Here is a 15,116-nt window from a genome sequence, read left to right as displayed (position 1 = left end):
TCGTGTCCCTGGTCAAACTCCAGCTCAGCGATTTTCGCAATATCCAGCAAGCCAGTCTCAAGCTGTCGCCCGGCCTCAACATTCTGGTCGGGTGCAATGGCAGCGGCAAGACCAGCGTGCTGGAAGCCATTCACTACCTTGGTCTGGGGCGCTCCTTTCGCACTCATTTGACCGGGCGGGTAATCCGCCAGGGGGAGAGGGCCTTTACCCTGTTTGCCCAGTGTGAACTGGAGGGGCGTCAGGTACCGATCGGTCTTGCCAAAGACAAGAGTGGCGAGACCCAGCTCAAGATTGCCGGGGCGCAGGCCCAGCGGCTGGCCGATTTGGCGGAGCTGTTGCCGGTGCAGTTGATCCATCCCGATGGCTTCAACCTGCTGACGGGCGGGCCTCAGGCTCGCCGCGCCTGGCTCGATTGGGGCGTTTTCCATCAGGAGCAGACCTTCTTTGCCCTCTGGGGACGAGTGCGGCGGCTGCTGAAACAGCGCAATGCGCTATTGCGCCAGAGCACCCAATATCGCCAGCTGGCGTTCTGGGATCAGGAGTTGGTGCGGCTGGGTGGTGAGCTGGCCGAGTTTCGCGCCAGTTATTGTCAGGCCATTACGCCCCTGATCAAGGAGATGACGGCGGATTTTCTGCCGGAATTCGATATCAGTCTCGGCTTTTACCGGGGCTGGGAGAAAGATACTCCCCTCGGCGATCTGCTTGAGGCGGGGTTTGAGCGGGATCGGGCGCTGGGCTATACCGGTGTCGGTCCACAGAAAGCCGATGTGCGCCTCAAGGCGAACGGGGTACCCGCTCAGGATATTTTGTCCCGGGGTCAGCTGAAGTTGCTGGTCTGCGCCATGCGACTGGCCCAAGGGCTCTATTTGAATCAACATAGCAGCCGTGGCTGTATTTTTTTAATTGACGATTTTGCCTCTGAACTGGATGTCGACAAGCGCCGCTTGCTGGCCGCAAGGCTGAAGCAGTGTGCGTCCCAGGTGTTTATCACCGCCATCGACACCGGTCAGCTCGCAGACATGATGGATGCGAATGACTGCAAGTTGTTCCACGTGGAACAGGGTAAAATCTCCGAAACGTTAGAGAAGGCAGAGAGTAAGCTATGAGTGAAAATACTTACGACTCCTCGAATATCAAGGTGCTGAAGGGCCTGGATGCGGTCCGTAAGCGCCCGGGGATGTATATCGGCGATACGGATGATGGCTCGGGTCTGCACCACATGGTGTTCGAGGTCGTCGATAACTCCATTGACGAGGCGCTCGCTGGCTACTGCTCCGATATTCTGGTCAAGATCCATTCCGACGGTTCTGTCTCTGTGCGTGACAATGGCCGGGGTATCCCGGTAGACATGCACGAGGAGGAGGGCCGCTCCGCCGCAGAGGTCATCATGACCGTGCTGCACGCTGGCGGTAAGTTTGATGACAACTCCTACAAGGTATCCGGCGGCCTGCATGGCGTGGGTGTCTCGGTAGTTAACGCCCTCTCTGACAAGCTGTTGCTGACTATTCGTCGTAACGGTCACGTCTACGAGCAGACCTATCATCTGGGTGAGCCACTGGCGCCGCTCAAGCAGATTGGCGACAGCACCGGCACCGGTACTGAAGTTCGCTTCTGGCCGAGCCCGGCCATTTTCAGCGATACCCTGTTCCACTACGAGATCCTGGCCAAGCGCCTGCGCGAGCTCTCCTTCCTCAACTCCGGTGTTTCCATCCGTCTGATGGATGAGCGTGACGGCCGTGAGGCGCATTTCTGCTACGAGGGTGGCATCAAGGCATTCGTTGAATACCTGAACCAGAACAAGACCCCGATCCACCCGAAGGTGTTCCATTTCACTACCGAGCAGGATGGGATTGGTGTTGAAGTGGCGATGCAGTGGAACGATGCCTATCAGGAAGGGGTCTACTGCTTCACCAACAACATTCCGCAGCGCGATGGTGGTACTCACCTCGTTGGCTTCCGTACCGCGCTGACCCGTACTCTGAACTCCTATATGGACAAAGAGGACTACAGCAAGAAGGCCAAGTCTGCCGCCAGTGGCGACGACGTGCGTGAAGGTCTGATTGCCGTTATCTCCGTCAAGGTGCCGGATCCCAAGTTCTCCTCCCAGACCAAAGACAAGCTGGTCTCTTCCGAAGTGAAGACCGCCGTTGAACAGGCGATGGGTGAGAAGCTGGCTGACTTCCTGCTGGAAAACCCGGGCGATGCCAAGATCGTGGTCAACAAGATCATCGATGCGGCCCGTGCCCGTGAAGCGGCCCGCAAAGCCCGCGAACTGACCCGCCGCAAAGGCGCGCTGGATATCGCAGGTCTGCCCGGCAAGCTGGCTGACTGTCAGGAAAAAGACCCGGCTCTCTCCGAACTCTACATAGTGGAAGGGGACTCTGCTGGCGGTTCCGCCAAGCAGGGTCGCAACCGTAAGAACCAGGCCATCCTGCCGCTCAAGGGTAAAATCCTGAACGTAGAGAAGGCCCGTTTCGACAAGATGATCTCCTCGCAAGAGGTGGGCACCCTGATCACCGCACTGGGCTGCGGTATCGGTCGCGACGAGTACAACCCGGACAAGCTGCGTTATCACAACATCATCATCATGACCGATGCGGACGTCGATGGTGCGCACATCCGAACCCTGCTGCTGACCTTCTTCTATCGTCAGATGCCGGAAATCATCGAACGTGGCTATGTCTACATTGCCCAGCCGCCGCTCTACAAGGTGAAGAAGGGCAAGCAGGAGCAGTATCTGAAAGACGAAGATGCGCTGCTGCAGTACCAGACCGCCATGGCGCTGGATGGTGCGACCCTGCACGTTAACGAATCTGCCCCGGCTATCGGTGGCGAGGCACTGGAGCGTCTGGTCAACCAGCACCGCTCGGTGACTCACCTGATCACCCGCATGTCTCGTCGTGCGCCGGAAGCAGTGCTGACCCAGCTGATCTATCAGCCGGAGTTGAATGAAGCGCTGCTGAACAGCGAGAACGATCTGCTGGCCTGGTGTCAGGGTATGGAAGCCGTGCTCAACGAGAGCAACCACGGTATCCAGTACCAGATCCAGGTTCGTCGTGACGAAGAGCGCAGCCTGTACGTGCCGCACGCCGTGGTACGTCAGCACGGTGTCGATCGCGAATATCCGCTCAGCTACGACTTCCTGCAATCCTCTGAGTACCGTCAGCTGGTCTCGCTGGGCAAGGAGATCGCCAACCTGATCGAGGAAGGCGGTTACATCAAGCGTGGCGAGAAGGTCAAACCGGTTGCCAACTTCGTGGAAGCCGTCGAGTGGCTGATGGGCGAAGGCAAGCGCGGCATCTACATCCAGCGCTACAAAGGGCTGGGCGAGATGAACCCGGACCAGCTGTGGGAAACCACCATGGATCCGGAAGCCCGCCGCATGCTGCGCGTCACCATCGACGATGCCGTCGGTGCCGACCAGCTCTTCTCCACCCTGATGGGTGATGCCGTTGAGCCCCGTCGTGACTTTATCGAGACCAACGCTCTGCGCGTGGCCAACCTCGACGTCTAATCAGAATCGCTGATTGCAATAAAAAGCCGCTCACAAGAGCGGCTTTTTGTTTTTCTGTGGAGGACGTTGCTCGTTCCACGTGGAACATTGAACCCGATTAACCAAGCTCAGGTGCCAGGCAGTAGAGGCGCAGACGATGGCCATCCGGATCGAGGGCCATGCAGGTGTAGCCAAACTCCATCTTGGTCGGCACTTGGATCAGGGTGAGCCCGCGCGCCAGCCACTCGGCAGACAGGCGATCGACGGCATCATCATCCGGGAGGGCGAAGGCCAGCTCCATCGCTCCGGCCGTTTGGGTCACGGCTGGCTCGACGGTGGTACTGGACCAGAGTGCCAGTCTGGCGCCAGATTCGAACACGAACATGGCAAAGGTAGGTGACTCCTCCACCGGTTCACGCCCGAACAACTCGCGGTAGAAGAGCGCGCTGCGGGTCGGATTGGTAACGTAGAGGATGGTGAACTGGGGGACTAACATGGTGATGCTCCTTGCTGATGAAATGGCGCATCGGCGCCGACCCCGTCAGCATGGCGCTACCTGCTGTCAGTTTCTGTCAGCAATGAATTTCGGCTGCGGGATCTGCTGGGTGGCGCGCCACTCCTTCAGCAGGCTCTCTCTGCTTTTTGGATAGCGGCAATCTTGCGGTTGCATGCGGGTGATGCGATCGACCCGAAAGTGGCGAAAGCCCTGACGCAGTTCGCACCAGGCCACCAGTACCCGTACCTGTTCGAAGTAGCCGAGGGCAAAGGGCCAGACGGTGCGCTCAGAGGTCTCATCCTTGAGATCGCGATAGCCCAGGATCACCTTGCGTTGCCGGCGGATGGCACTGCGCAGGGGGGCTTCATCGGTGAGGCTGTCGCTGCGGGAGGTGCCGATCAGCAGGGCATTGCTCTGGAGCTGCTGGCGATAGCCGGCGGGCAGCACGGTTTCTATCTTGGCCAGCGCACTGCTGGCCGATGCACTCAAGGCTCCATCACCGTGGGCGACGACCCAACGTGACCCCAGCACCAGCGCATCCAGCTCCTCCTCGCTGAACATCAATGGCGGCAGCATGAATCCGGGACGCAACACATAGCCGATCCCCGGTTCACCCTCGATATGGGCACCTTGTGCCTGCAGGGTGGCGATATCCCGGTAGAGGGTGCGCAGGCTGATGCCAAGCTGGCTGGCCAGTTCCGCACCTGTGATGGCGTAGCGGTGGCCGCGCAGCAGCTGGAGCAGGGCCAGCAGGCGTTCGGAACGGGACATGGTATGACTCCTCGGGATCTCTGGTTAGCCTGCCATAGCGGAGTGAGCGGGTACAGCGGGCATCATCAGGAGTTATGGTCACGAAAAGATCGTCGCCACTCGCTGGGGGAGATGGCAAAGCGGGCGCGGAAGTGATTGCGCAGGGAGGTGGCACTCTTGAAGCCGACCAGCTCGGCGATGCGATCGATGGAATGACCGCTTACCTCCAGCAGCTCCTGACTGCGCCTGAGCCGCTCCGCCAGCAGCCATTCACCCACCGAGAGGCCAGTTGCCTGATGAAAGCGGCGGGTAAAGGTGCGTCGGCTCATCAGGGTGAGATCTGCCAGAGAGTCCAGGGTGTGGGGTTCGGCCAGATGGGCACGCAGGTGATCGAGCAACTGGTTCATCCTGACATCGCGAGTGGAGGCGGGCACCGGCTGCTCGATAAACTGGGCCTGGCCCCCTTCCCGGTGGGGCGGGATCACCAGCCGCCGCGCCACCTTGTTGGCGATGGCAGAGCCGTGGTACTGGCGCACCAGATAGAGGCAGCAGTCCAGCCCGGCGGCAGTACCTGCCGAGGTGACCAGCCCATCGTCATCCACATAGAGGGCGTTGGTATCGAGCTGCACGCAGGGAAAGCGGTGGCAGAAATCCTGTTCGTACTCCCAGTGGGTCGATGCCTTGCGACCATTGAGCAGCCCGGCGTAGGCGAGCACATAGGTGCCAAGACAGAGCCCGACCAGCCAGGCACCTCTGGCCCTGGCGGCAATCAGGGCATCGAGCAGCGCTGCAGGTGGCCGTGCTGCCGGGTCGTGCCAGAAGGGGATGACGATGATCTCCGCCTCGACCAGCACCTCCAGCCCATGGGGAGCCTGAATGGTGAAGCCTTGAGCCGAGTGTGAGTGGCGGTTGCCATCACCGCAGCAGATCTTGAGCTCGAACAGCGGCTGGCCCGGCAGGATATCGCCGAAGATGAGGCAGGGGACGGCGCAGTGAAAAGGGCTGAAGTGATCGAAGGTCACCACGGCAACGATCGGGGTGGGCATTATGTTGACTCCTCTCTGCGCGCAGACCACTCATCATAAGCGTCTGGCAGTAAAAGCCGAAGGGCCATGTCTGGCATGGCCCTCTTGTGGATCACAGCGATATCGCCTCGCCATCTTGCGGCACCCGTACCCGATCCATCATGTCCCGTTCCGCCAGATAGTCGCGCAGCTCCTGGCGTGACAGCACGGCGTGGTTGACCGCCTCCATATGGCTGGCGATCAGCGTGGCTTGCGGTGCAGCCTGATAAACGGCAGCGACATCCTCCTTGCCCATGATGATGGAACCGAGCCCGGGCACCTGTGCATCGCCGCAGTTGAGGATGATGACCTCGGGTTGATGCTGTTGCAGGGCTTGCTCGACCGAGGGATGCCAGATGGTATCACCGGCCAGATAGAGGCACTGCTCATCGTGGTGGGAGAAGACCACACCGCACACTTCTCCCATGCGCTCGCCCAGCACCGCCATCAACTGGTCGCTGCCGTGCTGGCCACCGGTTTGCTGCAGGCGAATGCCGGCAAATTCGGGCTGGTCGCTCAGCAGGCGCACATCCTCAAAGCCACTGGCACGAATGGCATCGGCATCTTTCTGATGTTGCACCAAGAGCGGCAGATGCTTGGGGATCAGGGCTCTGGCGGCGTCATCCCAGTGGTCGGGATGGTCGTGGGTGACGATCACGGCATCCACATCGACCAGCTCATCGATCGGTAGCGGCAGCTCGACCAGCGGATTGCGCAGATGGCTGTTGGCGGTGCCCTCAAAGCCGGGGAAGGCCCCTTTGGCCGAGAGCATGGGGTCGATCAGAAAGCGGGTACCGGCATAGTTGAGCAGCAAGGTGGCGTTGCGAACCTGGGTAATCTTCATGGGATGCTCCATATTGGCTGGTGGATATGCAACCAATTATGGGGCGCTAAGCGAGTTGCCATCAGTGGCCCACGGGTCGATTATCGTCACTATCGGGCCAACAGGTTGATGTTCTCAGGTCGGCGCGGCCATTTAAAAAATTTGAAAAAATCCCCTTGAAAGGAAAAAGTGAGCCCCTATATAGGTAACAAGGCCGGAACGCTCGACAGAGGTTTCGACCAGGCGCCCGTCCATAAGGAGGGCAAACAATCCGTTATCGCTCACAAGAGGGTAATACTATGCGTTCTATCGACTTTTCTCCGCTCTATCGTTCTGCCATCGGTTTCGATCGTCTGGCTAATCTCATCGAATCTGCGGCCAGCAATGGCAATGCCGGTTATCCCCCCTACAACATCGAGCAGCTGGGTGACAACGACTACCGCATCAGCATGGCGGTGGCGGGCTTTACCCAGGAAGAGCTGGAGCTGAGCTTCCAAGAAAATCTGTTGACGGTGAAGGGCAACAAGCAGGCCGACACCGGGCGCAACTATCTCTATCAGGGGATTGCCGAACGTGGTTTCGAGCGTCGCTTCCAGTTGGCCGACTATGTGCGGGTGAAAGGGGCCGACCTGAAAAACGGCTTGCTGCACATCGAGCTGGTGCGTGAAGTGCCCGAGGCGATGAAGCCGCGCAAGATAGAGATCAACGGCTGATAGTCTGAATTCACTGAAATTTTAAAATTTCCCGGGTGCCGATGACGGGCCTGTGGAGAGTTAAACCTGTTGCTTATTAGAAGGATAGGATTATGCGTAACCTCGATTTTTCTCATCTCTATTCCAACGCCGTCGGCTTCGAGCGGATGGCCCGTGAGCTGGAAGGTCTGTTCGAGCAGAAGACCGCCGCTTACCCCCCGTACAACATTGAAAAGCGCGATCAGGATGGCTATCGCATCACGGTCGCCGTGGCTGGCTTCGAGCGCGAAGAGCTGGAGCTGGAGACCGAAAACGGCACCCTCAAGGTGAAGGGGCGCAAAGGGGCTGTTGCCGGTGAGCGTCAGTTCCTTCATCAGGGGATTGCCGAGCGCGACTTTGAGCTCGCCTTCAAGCTGAGCCAGCATGTGGAAGTGCAGGGTGCCAAGCTGGAGCATGGTCTGCTAACCATCGATCTGGCTCGCGAGTTGCCGGAGGCGCTCAAGCCCCGCGCCATTCCCATCGGCAAACCCGAGCAGCTGGCGTTGCCCGGCTAAGCAAACCGGATCGCGATAAACAACAAAGGCCTGCATCTGCAGGCCTTTCTGTTTTGTATCGCTGGATTGGATTAACCAGCATAGAGGGTGTTGATCTCGTCGGCCAGAATGGCGATGCCGCGACGCACCAGCTCCTCGCTCTGGGAGTAGTTGAGGCGAATGCACTCCTGGCTGTGGCGCCACTCGGGGTCATCAATGCCGGGGAAGAAGTAGTGACCCGGCACGATCAGCAGGTTCTTCGCCTTCAGTCGCTCATAGAGCTCCTGACAGTGGATCGGCAAGCCTTCAAACCAGAGCCAGAGGAAGAGGGCGCCTTCCGGCTTGTGGATATGGAAGCGCGGGTCGGGGATCGCCTCGCGCAGCAGTTGCACCGCCAGCTCCGCCTTCTGCTGATAGAAGGGCTTCACCACCTGTTCGCTGAGGGCGATGATCTCGCCGCTCTCGATCATCGGGATAGTGATGGCGGGCCCCAGACTGCCCGGCGCCAGATTGATGATGCCGCTCAGGTTGGTGATGGCCTGGATGATCTTCTCGTCGGCAATGACGATGCCACAGCGGGTGCCTGGCAGGCCGAGCTTGGAGAGGCTCATGCAGAGGATGGTGTTGGCGTTCCAGAACGGCTTGGCTTCGCTGAAGATGATGCCCGGGAAGGGGACACCGTAGGCGTTGTCGATCAGCAGCGGAATCCCCTTGTCGCGGGCGATCTGGTCGAGATGTTCGATCTCTTCGTCGGTCAGCACATTGCCGGTCGGGTTGGTCGGGCGGGAGACGCAGATCACCCCGATATCGTCGCCCACCTGCAGGCTCTCGAAATCCACGTGGTATTTGAACTGGCCATCGGGCAGCTTCTCGATGGTGGGCTTGTAGGCCACGAAGTAGTCGTCCGCCAACGCCGAGTCGGCATAGCCGATGTATTCGGGGGCAAGCGGGAACAGCACCTTCTTCTTGCGGCCATCGGCAAATTCGCCGGCCAGCAGGTTGAACAGGTAGAAGAAGGCATTCTGGCTGCCGTTGGTCAGGGCGATATTGCGAGCCGAGATATCCCATCCCAGCTCCTTGCTGAGCAGGGCAGCCAGCGCTTTGGTGAACCTGTCTTTGCCTTGTGGGCCGTCGTAGTTGGCCATCGCTTTGACCAGCTCGCCGTTGTCGAGCAGGCTCTTGGCCTCGGCCTGAAAGCGTTCCAGCATGGCGGGGATGGGGGCCGGATTGCCGCCACCCAGCATGATGGCGTCCGGATTGGTCAGCCCCTGATTGAGGTCATCCATGAGTTGGGTAATGCCGGCGTGGCGAGTGAACTTCTCGCCGAACAAGGAAAATTCCATTCAGTGACAGATCCAGATTTGAGTTACGGGGATGTAGCACCATAGCTCAGTTTAAAAGTGGGTGTCGATCAAAAAGATGGGACGTTCCACGTGGAACATGGTGCAAAAATCAAGCGTGGTTAAAAGCACCAACTGTTGGTTTAAAAATGACCGAGCGGGATGCATTTTGCGACTCAATTTGGTATCGAGATATAGTTAATTTAAACAAAATCATCATGTTATGAATTGCGTGAGGATTGGCACAACTATTGGAATAGCTATCTGGTCATCTCAACCATACCGGAGCAAACCAGATGAAAAGCCTGATCGCTACCCTGATTGTGAGTGCCCTGAGCCTGAACGTGATGGCCAACGAAAACCCGCGGCCCGAGCTGGATAGTGTCCAGCTGGAGCAAGATGTGCAGAGCGAGTTGCAACAGGCATCTCATGCCGTGGTGCAGGATGCGCTGCACAATCTCAAGCCGCTGGCGCTGGATACCCTGGTGGTGGAGGCGAGTCAGGCTGTGGCGACTCACCCCGAGAGCTGAGGTAGCGCAGGGGGGTCTGTCCCGTATGTTGTTTGAAGAAGCTGATGAAGGCGCTGTCGCTGGAAAACTCCAGAGCTGAGGATATTCGACTGATGGATTGCCCCTCGGCCAACAGCTCCATCCCCCGCAGCAGCCGCCACTGCTGACGCCACGCCTGATAGCTCATGCCGGTCTCCCGCATGAAGATGCGGCCAATGGTCTTGTCACTGGCACCCACCCGCTCGGCCAGCCGGTTGAGCCGATCGGGCAGGGCATCCCCCCGTTTCAACTGCTGTAGCCAGTCGCCCAGTCTGGGATCCGTCGGCAGCGGCAACTGCCACGACTCCCGCGGTGCCTGCTCCAACTCCTCCATAAACAGTGCCACCGTCCGTTGCTGCTGCTCTTGCGGTTTGTCCCACGGCCAGAGCGCCATCCGTTCGATCAGTTCGTGCAGCAGCGGATTGACCGCCAGCACTTCGACCGTGCCAGGCAACTCGGGGTGCGGCTGGAAGTAGAGGGAGCGGTAGGCCACCACACCACGCATCAGTACCCGGTGGGCAGTGCCCGCAGGCAGCCAGGCGGCACGGGTGGGCGGCAGCAGGCAGACCCGACCTTCCAGCTCCATGGTCATGCAGCCGGATTGCGCGAACAGCAGCTGATGGCGTTGATGTTGATGCAGACCCGAGTCGTGCCAGCCAAGGGCTGAGGCGATGCCGATCACGCTGCCCGTCAGCTGGTCGGGGTCAAAAGGGTGATCGGGAAGAATAAAGGCCATATGTCCGATTTTTGATGTTTATAGTCCTGCTTATTGTAATCAGACAATCGGCATCTCTCTAGAATGGCGACCTCTTGTGAAGGAGGTTTGTCATGAACAACAAGTTGCCACCGCTCTGGCTGGTGGTGGGATTGATGATGTTTCCCCAAATTGTGGAAACCATCTACAGCCCGGTCCTGACCCACATCGCTACCCAGTTTCAGGTGAGCGAAGGGCAGGCATCCCAGACCCTGTCGGTCTATTTTCTGGCGTTTGCGGTGGGCGTGGTCTGCTGGGGACGGCTCTGCGATCTGATCGGGCGCCGTCCCGCCATGTTGGCCGGGTTGCTCACCTATGGCGTAGGCACCCTGCTGGCGCTGCTGGCCAACCAGTTTGAAACCCTGCTGTTAGCCCGGGTCATCTCGGCCTTTGGCGCCGCCGTTGGCTCCGTGGTGACCCAGACCATGCTGCGCGACAGTTATCAGGGCAGCGATCTGGCGCGGGTCTTCTCGGTGATGGGCATAGCGCTTTCCTTGAGTCCGGTGCTGGGGCTGCTCAGTGGTGGTCAGATGGCGAGCTGGTTCGGCTATCTCGGGGTGTTCAGCGGCCTGCTGGTCCTGGCGGTAGGTTTGCTGCTGGTGACCTGCTGGCAGTTGCCGGAAACCCGTCCGGCCACCACCCGGCAAGTCGAACTCTGTCCGCTGGCGTGCCGGATGATGAAGGATGGCGGGCTCTGGCGCAGTGCCATGCTGGTCGCCCTGTTCAACACCATGCTGTTTGGCTACTACAGTCTGGCCCCGTTCCTGTTTGCCGGATTGGGATTGAGCACCGGCGAGTTTGGCTATTCGGGGATCTTGCTGGCGCTGGCGACTCTGCTCGGCAGCCTGCTCAACAAGCATCTGCTGGGGAGGGGGTGGCTGCCGTCATCTCTGGTCAGATTGGCTTGCGCTCTGGCGCTGGTTGCCGGGCTGCTGGTATGGGCGACTCAGGCCAGCCTCTGGTTCCTGTTGCCCATGATGGGTGTAGTCATCGCATTTGGGCTGGCGATCCCCAATGCGCTGAGTCAGGCGCTGCTGGCCTATCGCGAGGTGGCAGGCAGCGCTGGCGCCCTGTTCGGGCTTGGCTACTACCTGCTGCTCAGTCTGGGGTTGGCGGTAGCGGCCGGATTGCAGGATCTCGGCCTGTTGCTGAGTGGCTGCGGTCTATTGGCGCTGATTTGCAGTGGGCGTCGTTCCACGTGAAACATCAGTTGCCGATAAAGCGGTAGCCGATACCTGATTCGGTCTCGATAAGCGTCGGTTGCTGGGGGTTATCCCCCAGCTTTTTGCGCAGGCTGGCGATGACGATGCGCAGGTAGTGGGTGTCCTCCTTGTGGCTCGGCCCCCAGATGTCATTGAGCAGCTGGGTCTGCATCACCAGCTTGCCGGGGTGGCACACCAGCGCCTGCAACAGGGCGAACTCCTTGCGGGAGAGGGGGATCTCCTCCTCCTTCATGGTCACCTTGTGGCTGCTGACATCAAGCGTCAGGCCGCATTGGGGGAAGTGGCGCCGCTCGCCGCTGCTGACGCCAGCCCGCTGGCGCAACAGCACACGGATGCGGGCCATCATCTCGCCGATGCCGAACGGCTTGCTCATGTAGTCGTTGGCACCGGCATCCAGCAGTCGCACCTTCTCCTGCTCCGAATCGCGGGCCGACAACACCAGCACAGGATTGGGGTGGTGTTCGCGAATGGCCTGCAACACCTGAATGCCATCGCCATCCGGCAGACCGAGATCGAGGATCACCAGATCGGGGTTGAGGTGGCGATACTGCTCCAGCCCTTCATTGACCCCCACCGCCTCACTCACCTGATGCCCCTCGGCAATCAGGCTGATCCGCAGAAAGCGACGGATCGCCGCTTCATCATCTATGACCAGAATGTGCGCCATCGAACCTCCAGAGGCGAATGGTGGGAGGGGCTGAGTGACCTGATCTGGCGGTCAACCATCAGACCTCCGGTGAATTGAGTGCGAGCGGCAGGGAGATGCGCATGCAGGTTCCGTTGCCATTGGGGCCGGAGAAGGCCCAAATCTTGCCGCCGTGGGCCTCTATCATAGCGCGGGAAATGGCGAGGCCAAGCCCGGTGCCACGGCTGCCGCAATCACCCACCGGTTGGGTGTAGAAGAGGTTGAAGATCTTCTCCCGATCCGATTCGGCGATACCGACCCCGATATCGATGATATCGATGATGAGGTCGGGTTCGGCCACCATCACCTTGAACTCGATGGGGGTGCCTGCCGGCGAGTAGCGGGAGGCGTTGTCGAGGATGTTGACCAGCACCTGCTCGATCAGAGCGCCATGGACATAGAGCTGGGGCACATGCTGATCGAAATGGACCAGCAGCTTGTGCTGGCGCCAGGAGGAGTCGAGCCGCTTGCGGGCGCTCTCCACCAGATCCGCCAGATCGACCCAGTCCCGTTTCAGCTGGAAGTCGGGGGAGCCGATGCGGGTCATATCCAGCAGATTCTGCACATAGCTGTGGAGGCGGCGCGCCTCCTCCTGCACCGAGTGGAGCAGTTCGTCACGGTCTTCGGCGGGGATCCGGTCACCATATTCCAGCAGGGTGCTGCCTGCACCCATGATGGTGGCCAGCGGTGTCTTCAAATCGTGGGAGACCGAGGAGAGCAGGGCCGCGCGCATCCGGTCTGTCTCCGCTTGCAACTGGCTGTCGGCCAGCCGCTCGTTGAGGTCGATCCGCGCCAGCGCGGCGCGAATGTCGGTGAGCAGCGCTTGCAGCTGATGCTCGGCAGAGGAGGAGAGCGGATTGGCCAGCGTTATGCCGATCACCAGCTCATCGCTGAGGTGGTGATACTGGGCCTCGGCGGCATTGAGGGTGGCGGTGTGGGCCCCGGCGCTCTGCTTCTGGGCCAGACACCAGTCGATGGCCGCCTTGTCGGTCTGGCCGGGCCTGTGCTTCTCGTTGCCGAGCCTGTCGTTGAACTCCTTGTCGATCACCACGGTCGGCTGGCCTAGCGCAAGTGCAATGGCCTGGGCACCTTGTCTGAGCACCTCCTCCGGGCTGCTGGCGGTGGCTAACCCCTGACTGAGGGAGAGCAGGGCATTGCCCAACTGCTGGGTCTCGCGCAGACCGATCAGCTGTTGCCGCTGGCGGGAGGCGAGGCGCCCCGCGGTCATGCCGACGATAAGCAGCACAAACAGGGTGAGCAGGTCGCTGTGGTTGGCGACGCTCAGGGAGAAGTAGGGGGCGGTGAACAGCAGATTGTGGGCGATAAAGCCCAGCACAGCCGCCAGCGTGGCGGGCACCAGACTGGTGGTGAGGGCGGTCGCCAGCACCCCCAGCACGAAGATGAGTGGCAACGCTGCGGGCGGCAGCCAGTAGGAGAGCCCCCAGGCGGCGGCCGAGGTGATCCCCATGATCACCACTGCCAGCATGCTGTGGTGTATATCCTTCGGGGTCGGGACGCGCATTCCCACTTCGGGCTTCTGCTTCTCGGTATCGACCAGCGTGATTTCGAGCCCCTGCGCCTGTTTGAGCAGGTGTTGCACCAGCGAGCGACGCCACGGCGCCTTGTGGGGTTTGCCGAGCAGCAGTTGGGAGACCTGCTGCTGTTCGGCGGTCTCCAGCAGGGTGTTGGCGACCGCCGGGCTGGATAGCGTCAGCACCTTGGCGCCGAGGTGAGAGGCGAGCGCCAGTGCTTGTTCCACATCAGCAGAGCGGCGGCCATTGCTGTCGACATGCACCACCAGCCAGGGCAGCTGGCGACGCTGGGCAAATCGGTGGCCATAGCGCACTAGCGCCGAGCCGTGCAGGTCGCCGAGGCAAACCATCAGCTTGCCCCGCAGCGGCAAGGTGCTCTTGCCTGCCGCTTGCCACTGCAGTTGCAAATCGCCCTCCACATGGCTGGCGGCGGTCTGCATCGCCAGTTCCCGCAATGCGGTGAGGTTGTTGAGGGAGAAGAAGGATTGCAGAGCCGCCTTGGCCTGATGGGGCACATAGACCTTGCCCTCCTTGAGGCGGCCGAGCAGCTCCTTGGGGGGGAGGTCGATCAGCACCAGACTGTCGGCTTCCAGCAGCACCTGATCGGGCAGAGTCTCTTTCACCCTGACCCCGGTCAGCTGCCACACCAGATCGTTGAGACTCTCCAGATGCTGCACGTTGAGGGTGGTGTAGACGTCGATCCCGGCGTTGAGCAGCTCCTCCACATCCTGCCAGCGCTTCTCGTGGCGGCTGCCGGGGGCGTTGCTGTGGGCCAGCTCGTCCACCACGGCGATGGCCGGTTTGCGGGCGAGCAGGCCGTCGAGATCCATCTCCTCCAGTCGCTGCTGGCGGTGCATGTGGATTTTGCGCGGCATGATGGCGAGCTTGTCGAGCAGAGCCAGCGTCTCCTGACGGCCGTGGGTCTCCACCACGCCGATCAGGATGTCGACCCCCTCTTTGGCCTGTTCCCGCACCGCCTGCAGCATGGCGTAGGTCTTGCCCACGCCGGGAGCTGCCCCGAGAAACACCTTCAGCTTGCCCTTGTGCTCCTGTTCCAGGCTCGCCAGCAGGGCGTCGGCCCTTACCTCATCACGCATCCCCATGCTCCTGCATCAGATTCGCCAGCAGGGCGTCGGCGCTTGCTACATCAGCCATTGTTATCCCTATCGAGCCAACCGCCCGT

At 60.4% G+C, this 15,116-nt stretch carries 14 protein-coding genes; 6 read left to right on the top strand and 8 right to left on the bottom strand.

Going from position 1 to position 15,116, the window contains the following annotated elements:
* Window positions 1-2 precede the first annotated feature (2 nt).
* On the top strand, window positions 3-1,106 hold the full coding sequence (gene recF, locus AB5Y86_RS09985; RefSeq protein ID WP_335877854.1) for a DNA replication/repair protein RecF: 1,104 nt from the start codon (window positions 3-5) through the stop codon (window positions 1,104-1,106).
* A complete protein-coding gene (gene gyrB, locus AB5Y86_RS09980; RefSeq protein WP_368192788.1) occupies window positions 1,103-3,514 on the top strand; it encodes a DNA topoisomerase (ATP-hydrolyzing) subunit B in 2,412 nt (803 codons plus the stop codon). The genes recF and gyrB overlap by 4 nt, the downstream gene beginning before the upstream one ends.
* Before the next feature lie 97 nt (window positions 3,515-3,611).
* Here gyrB and AB5Y86_RS09975 read toward each other — a convergent pair whose 3' ends face one another.
* The 4 genes from AB5Y86_RS09975 to AB5Y86_RS09960 form a co-directional block, all read right to left on the bottom strand.
* The gene (locus AB5Y86_RS09975) at window positions 3,612-3,989 is read right to left on the bottom strand and encodes a VOC family protein (protein WP_368192786.1); all 378 of its coding nucleotides are present in this window, start codon (window positions 3,987-3,989) and stop codon (window positions 3,612-3,614) included.
* 66 nt (window positions 3,990-4,055) lie between these two features.
* Entirely contained in the window at window positions 4,056-4,760 is a 705-nt protein-coding gene (locus AB5Y86_RS09970) for a helix-turn-helix transcriptional regulator (protein ID WP_368192785.1), read from the bottom strand.
* Between the two features lie 65 nt (window positions 4,761-4,825).
* Window positions 4,826-5,785, bottom strand: coding sequence for a helix-turn-helix domain-containing protein (locus tag AB5Y86_RS09965; protein WP_368192784.1), 960 nt, complete (start codon window positions 5,783-5,785; stop codon window positions 4,826-4,828).
* A 91-nt stretch (window positions 5,786-5,876) separates the two neighbouring features.
* Window positions 5,877-6,647, bottom strand: a complete 771-nt coding sequence (locus tag AB5Y86_RS09960; protein ID WP_368192783.1) for an MBL fold metallo-hydrolase — start codon at window positions 6,645-6,647, stop codon at window positions 5,877-5,879.
* A 278-nt stretch (window positions 6,648-6,925) separates the two neighbouring features.
* Between AB5Y86_RS09960 and AB5Y86_RS09955 the strand changes: the two genes are divergently transcribed.
* Both AB5Y86_RS09955 and AB5Y86_RS09950 read left to right on the top strand, forming a co-directional pair.
* Window positions 6,926-7,339: an Hsp20 family protein gene (locus AB5Y86_RS09955; RefSeq protein ID WP_005339298.1), complete on the top strand. Its 414-nt coding sequence runs from the start codon at window positions 6,926-6,928 to the stop codon at window positions 7,337-7,339.
* Between the two features lie 92 nt (window positions 7,340-7,431).
* On the top strand, window positions 7,432-7,872 hold the full coding sequence (locus AB5Y86_RS09950; RefSeq protein ID WP_108542505.1) for an Hsp20 family protein: 441 nt from the start codon (window positions 7,432-7,434) through the stop codon (window positions 7,870-7,872).
* A 71-nt stretch (window positions 7,873-7,943) separates the two neighbouring features.
* Here the strand turns inward: AB5Y86_RS09950 and AB5Y86_RS09945 are convergent, their stop codons facing one another.
* The gene (locus AB5Y86_RS09945) at window positions 7,944-9,194 is read right to left on the bottom strand and encodes a valine--pyruvate transaminase (protein ID WP_127007973.1); all 1,251 of its coding nucleotides are present in this window, start codon (window positions 9,192-9,194) and stop codon (window positions 7,944-7,946) included.
* A gap of 293 nt (window positions 9,195-9,487) precedes the next feature.
* Between AB5Y86_RS09945 and AB5Y86_RS09940 the strand changes: the two genes are divergently transcribed.
* Entirely contained in the window at window positions 9,488-9,721 is a 234-nt protein-coding gene (locus tag AB5Y86_RS09940) for a hypothetical protein (RefSeq protein WP_139473927.1), read from the top strand.
* Here the strand turns inward: AB5Y86_RS09940 and AB5Y86_RS09935 are convergent.
* Window positions 9,651-10,475 carry a helix-turn-helix domain-containing protein gene (locus tag AB5Y86_RS09935; protein WP_368192782.1) on the bottom strand — a complete coding sequence of 275 codons (825 nt, stop codon included), beginning with the start codon at window positions 10,473-10,475 and terminating at the stop codon, window positions 9,651-9,653. The two genes, AB5Y86_RS09940 and AB5Y86_RS09935, sit on opposite strands and share 71 nt — an antisense overlap.
* Before the next feature lie 92 nt (window positions 10,476-10,567).
* Between AB5Y86_RS09935 and AB5Y86_RS09930 the strand changes: the two genes are divergently transcribed.
* A complete protein-coding gene (locus tag AB5Y86_RS09930; RefSeq protein WP_368192781.1) occupies window positions 10,568-11,695 on the top strand; it encodes a multidrug effflux MFS transporter in 1,128 nt (375 codons plus the stop codon).
* Between the two features lie 4 nt (window positions 11,696-11,699).
* Here AB5Y86_RS09930 and AB5Y86_RS09925 read toward each other — a convergent pair whose 3' ends face one another.
* Both AB5Y86_RS09925 and AB5Y86_RS09920 read right to left on the bottom strand, forming a co-directional pair.
* A complete protein-coding gene (locus AB5Y86_RS09925; protein WP_047439862.1) occupies window positions 11,700-12,383 on the bottom strand; it encodes a response regulator in 684 nt (227 codons plus the stop codon).
* A gap of 58 nt (window positions 12,384-12,441) precedes the next feature.
* Window positions 12,442-15,030, bottom strand: a complete 2,589-nt coding sequence (locus AB5Y86_RS09920; RefSeq protein ID WP_368192780.1) for a DUF4118 domain-containing protein — start codon at window positions 15,028-15,030, stop codon at window positions 12,442-12,444.
* Between the last annotated feature and the right edge of the window lie 86 nt (window positions 15,031-15,116).

Source organism: Aeromonas sp. s8 (assembly GCF_040907785.1).
Classification (GTDB): Bacteria; Pseudomonadota; Gammaproteobacteria; order Enterobacterales; family Aeromonadaceae; genus Aeromonas; species Aeromonas veronii.
Note: the sequence above shows the minus strand (reverse complement) of the source record. Positions and strands in the feature narration are given on the sequence as shown.

What these genes read in the sequence shown, in the direction of transcription:
- gyrB (WP_368192788.1), top strand. Translation starts at nt 1,103, where the DNA reads ATGAGTGAAAATACTTACGACTCCTCGAATATCAAGGTGCTGAAGGGC.
- AB5Y86_RS09975 (WP_368192786.1), bottom strand. Translation starts at nt 3,989, where the DNA reads ATGTTAGTCCCCCAGTTCACCATCCTCTACGTTACCAATCCGACCCGC.
- AB5Y86_RS09970 (WP_368192785.1), bottom strand. Translation starts at nt 4,760, where the DNA reads ATGTCCCGTTCCGAACGCCTGCTGGCCCTGCTCCAGCTGCTGCGCGGC.
- AB5Y86_RS09965 (WP_368192784.1), bottom strand. Translation starts at nt 5,785, where the DNA reads ATGCCCACCCCGATCGTTGCCGTGGTGACCTTCGATCACTTCAGCCCT.
- AB5Y86_RS09960 (WP_368192783.1), bottom strand. Translation starts at nt 6,647, where the DNA reads ATGAAGATTACCCAGGTTCGCAACGCCACCTTGCTGCTCAACTATGCC.
- AB5Y86_RS09955 (WP_005339298.1), top strand. Translation starts at nt 6,926, where the DNA reads ATGCGTTCTATCGACTTTTCTCCGCTCTATCGTTCTGCCATCGGTTTC.
- AB5Y86_RS09950 (WP_108542505.1), top strand. Translation starts at nt 7,432, where the DNA reads ATGCGTAACCTCGATTTTTCTCATCTCTATTCCAACGCCGTCGGCTTC.
- AB5Y86_RS09945 (WP_127007973.1), bottom strand. Translation starts at nt 9,194, where the DNA reads ATGGAATTTTCCTTGTTCGGCGAGAAGTTCACTCGCCACGCCGGCATT.
- AB5Y86_RS09940 (WP_139473927.1), top strand. Translation starts at nt 9,488, where the DNA reads ATGAAAAGCCTGATCGCTACCCTGATTGTGAGTGCCCTGAGCCTGAAC.
- AB5Y86_RS09935 (WP_368192782.1), bottom strand. Translation starts at nt 10,475, where the DNA reads ATGGCCTTTATTCTTCCCGATCACCCTTTTGACCCCGACCAGCTGACG.
- AB5Y86_RS09930 (WP_368192781.1), top strand. Translation starts at nt 10,568, where the DNA reads ATGAACAACAAGTTGCCACCGCTCTGGCTGGTGGTGGGATTGATGATG.
- AB5Y86_RS09925 (WP_047439862.1), bottom strand. Translation starts at nt 12,383, where the DNA reads ATGGCGCACATTCTGGTCATAGATGATGAAGCGGCGATCCGTCGCTTT.
- AB5Y86_RS09920 (WP_368192780.1), bottom strand. Translation starts at nt 15,030, where the DNA reads ATGCGTGATGAGGTAAGGGCCGACGCCCTGCTGGCGAGCCTGGAACAG.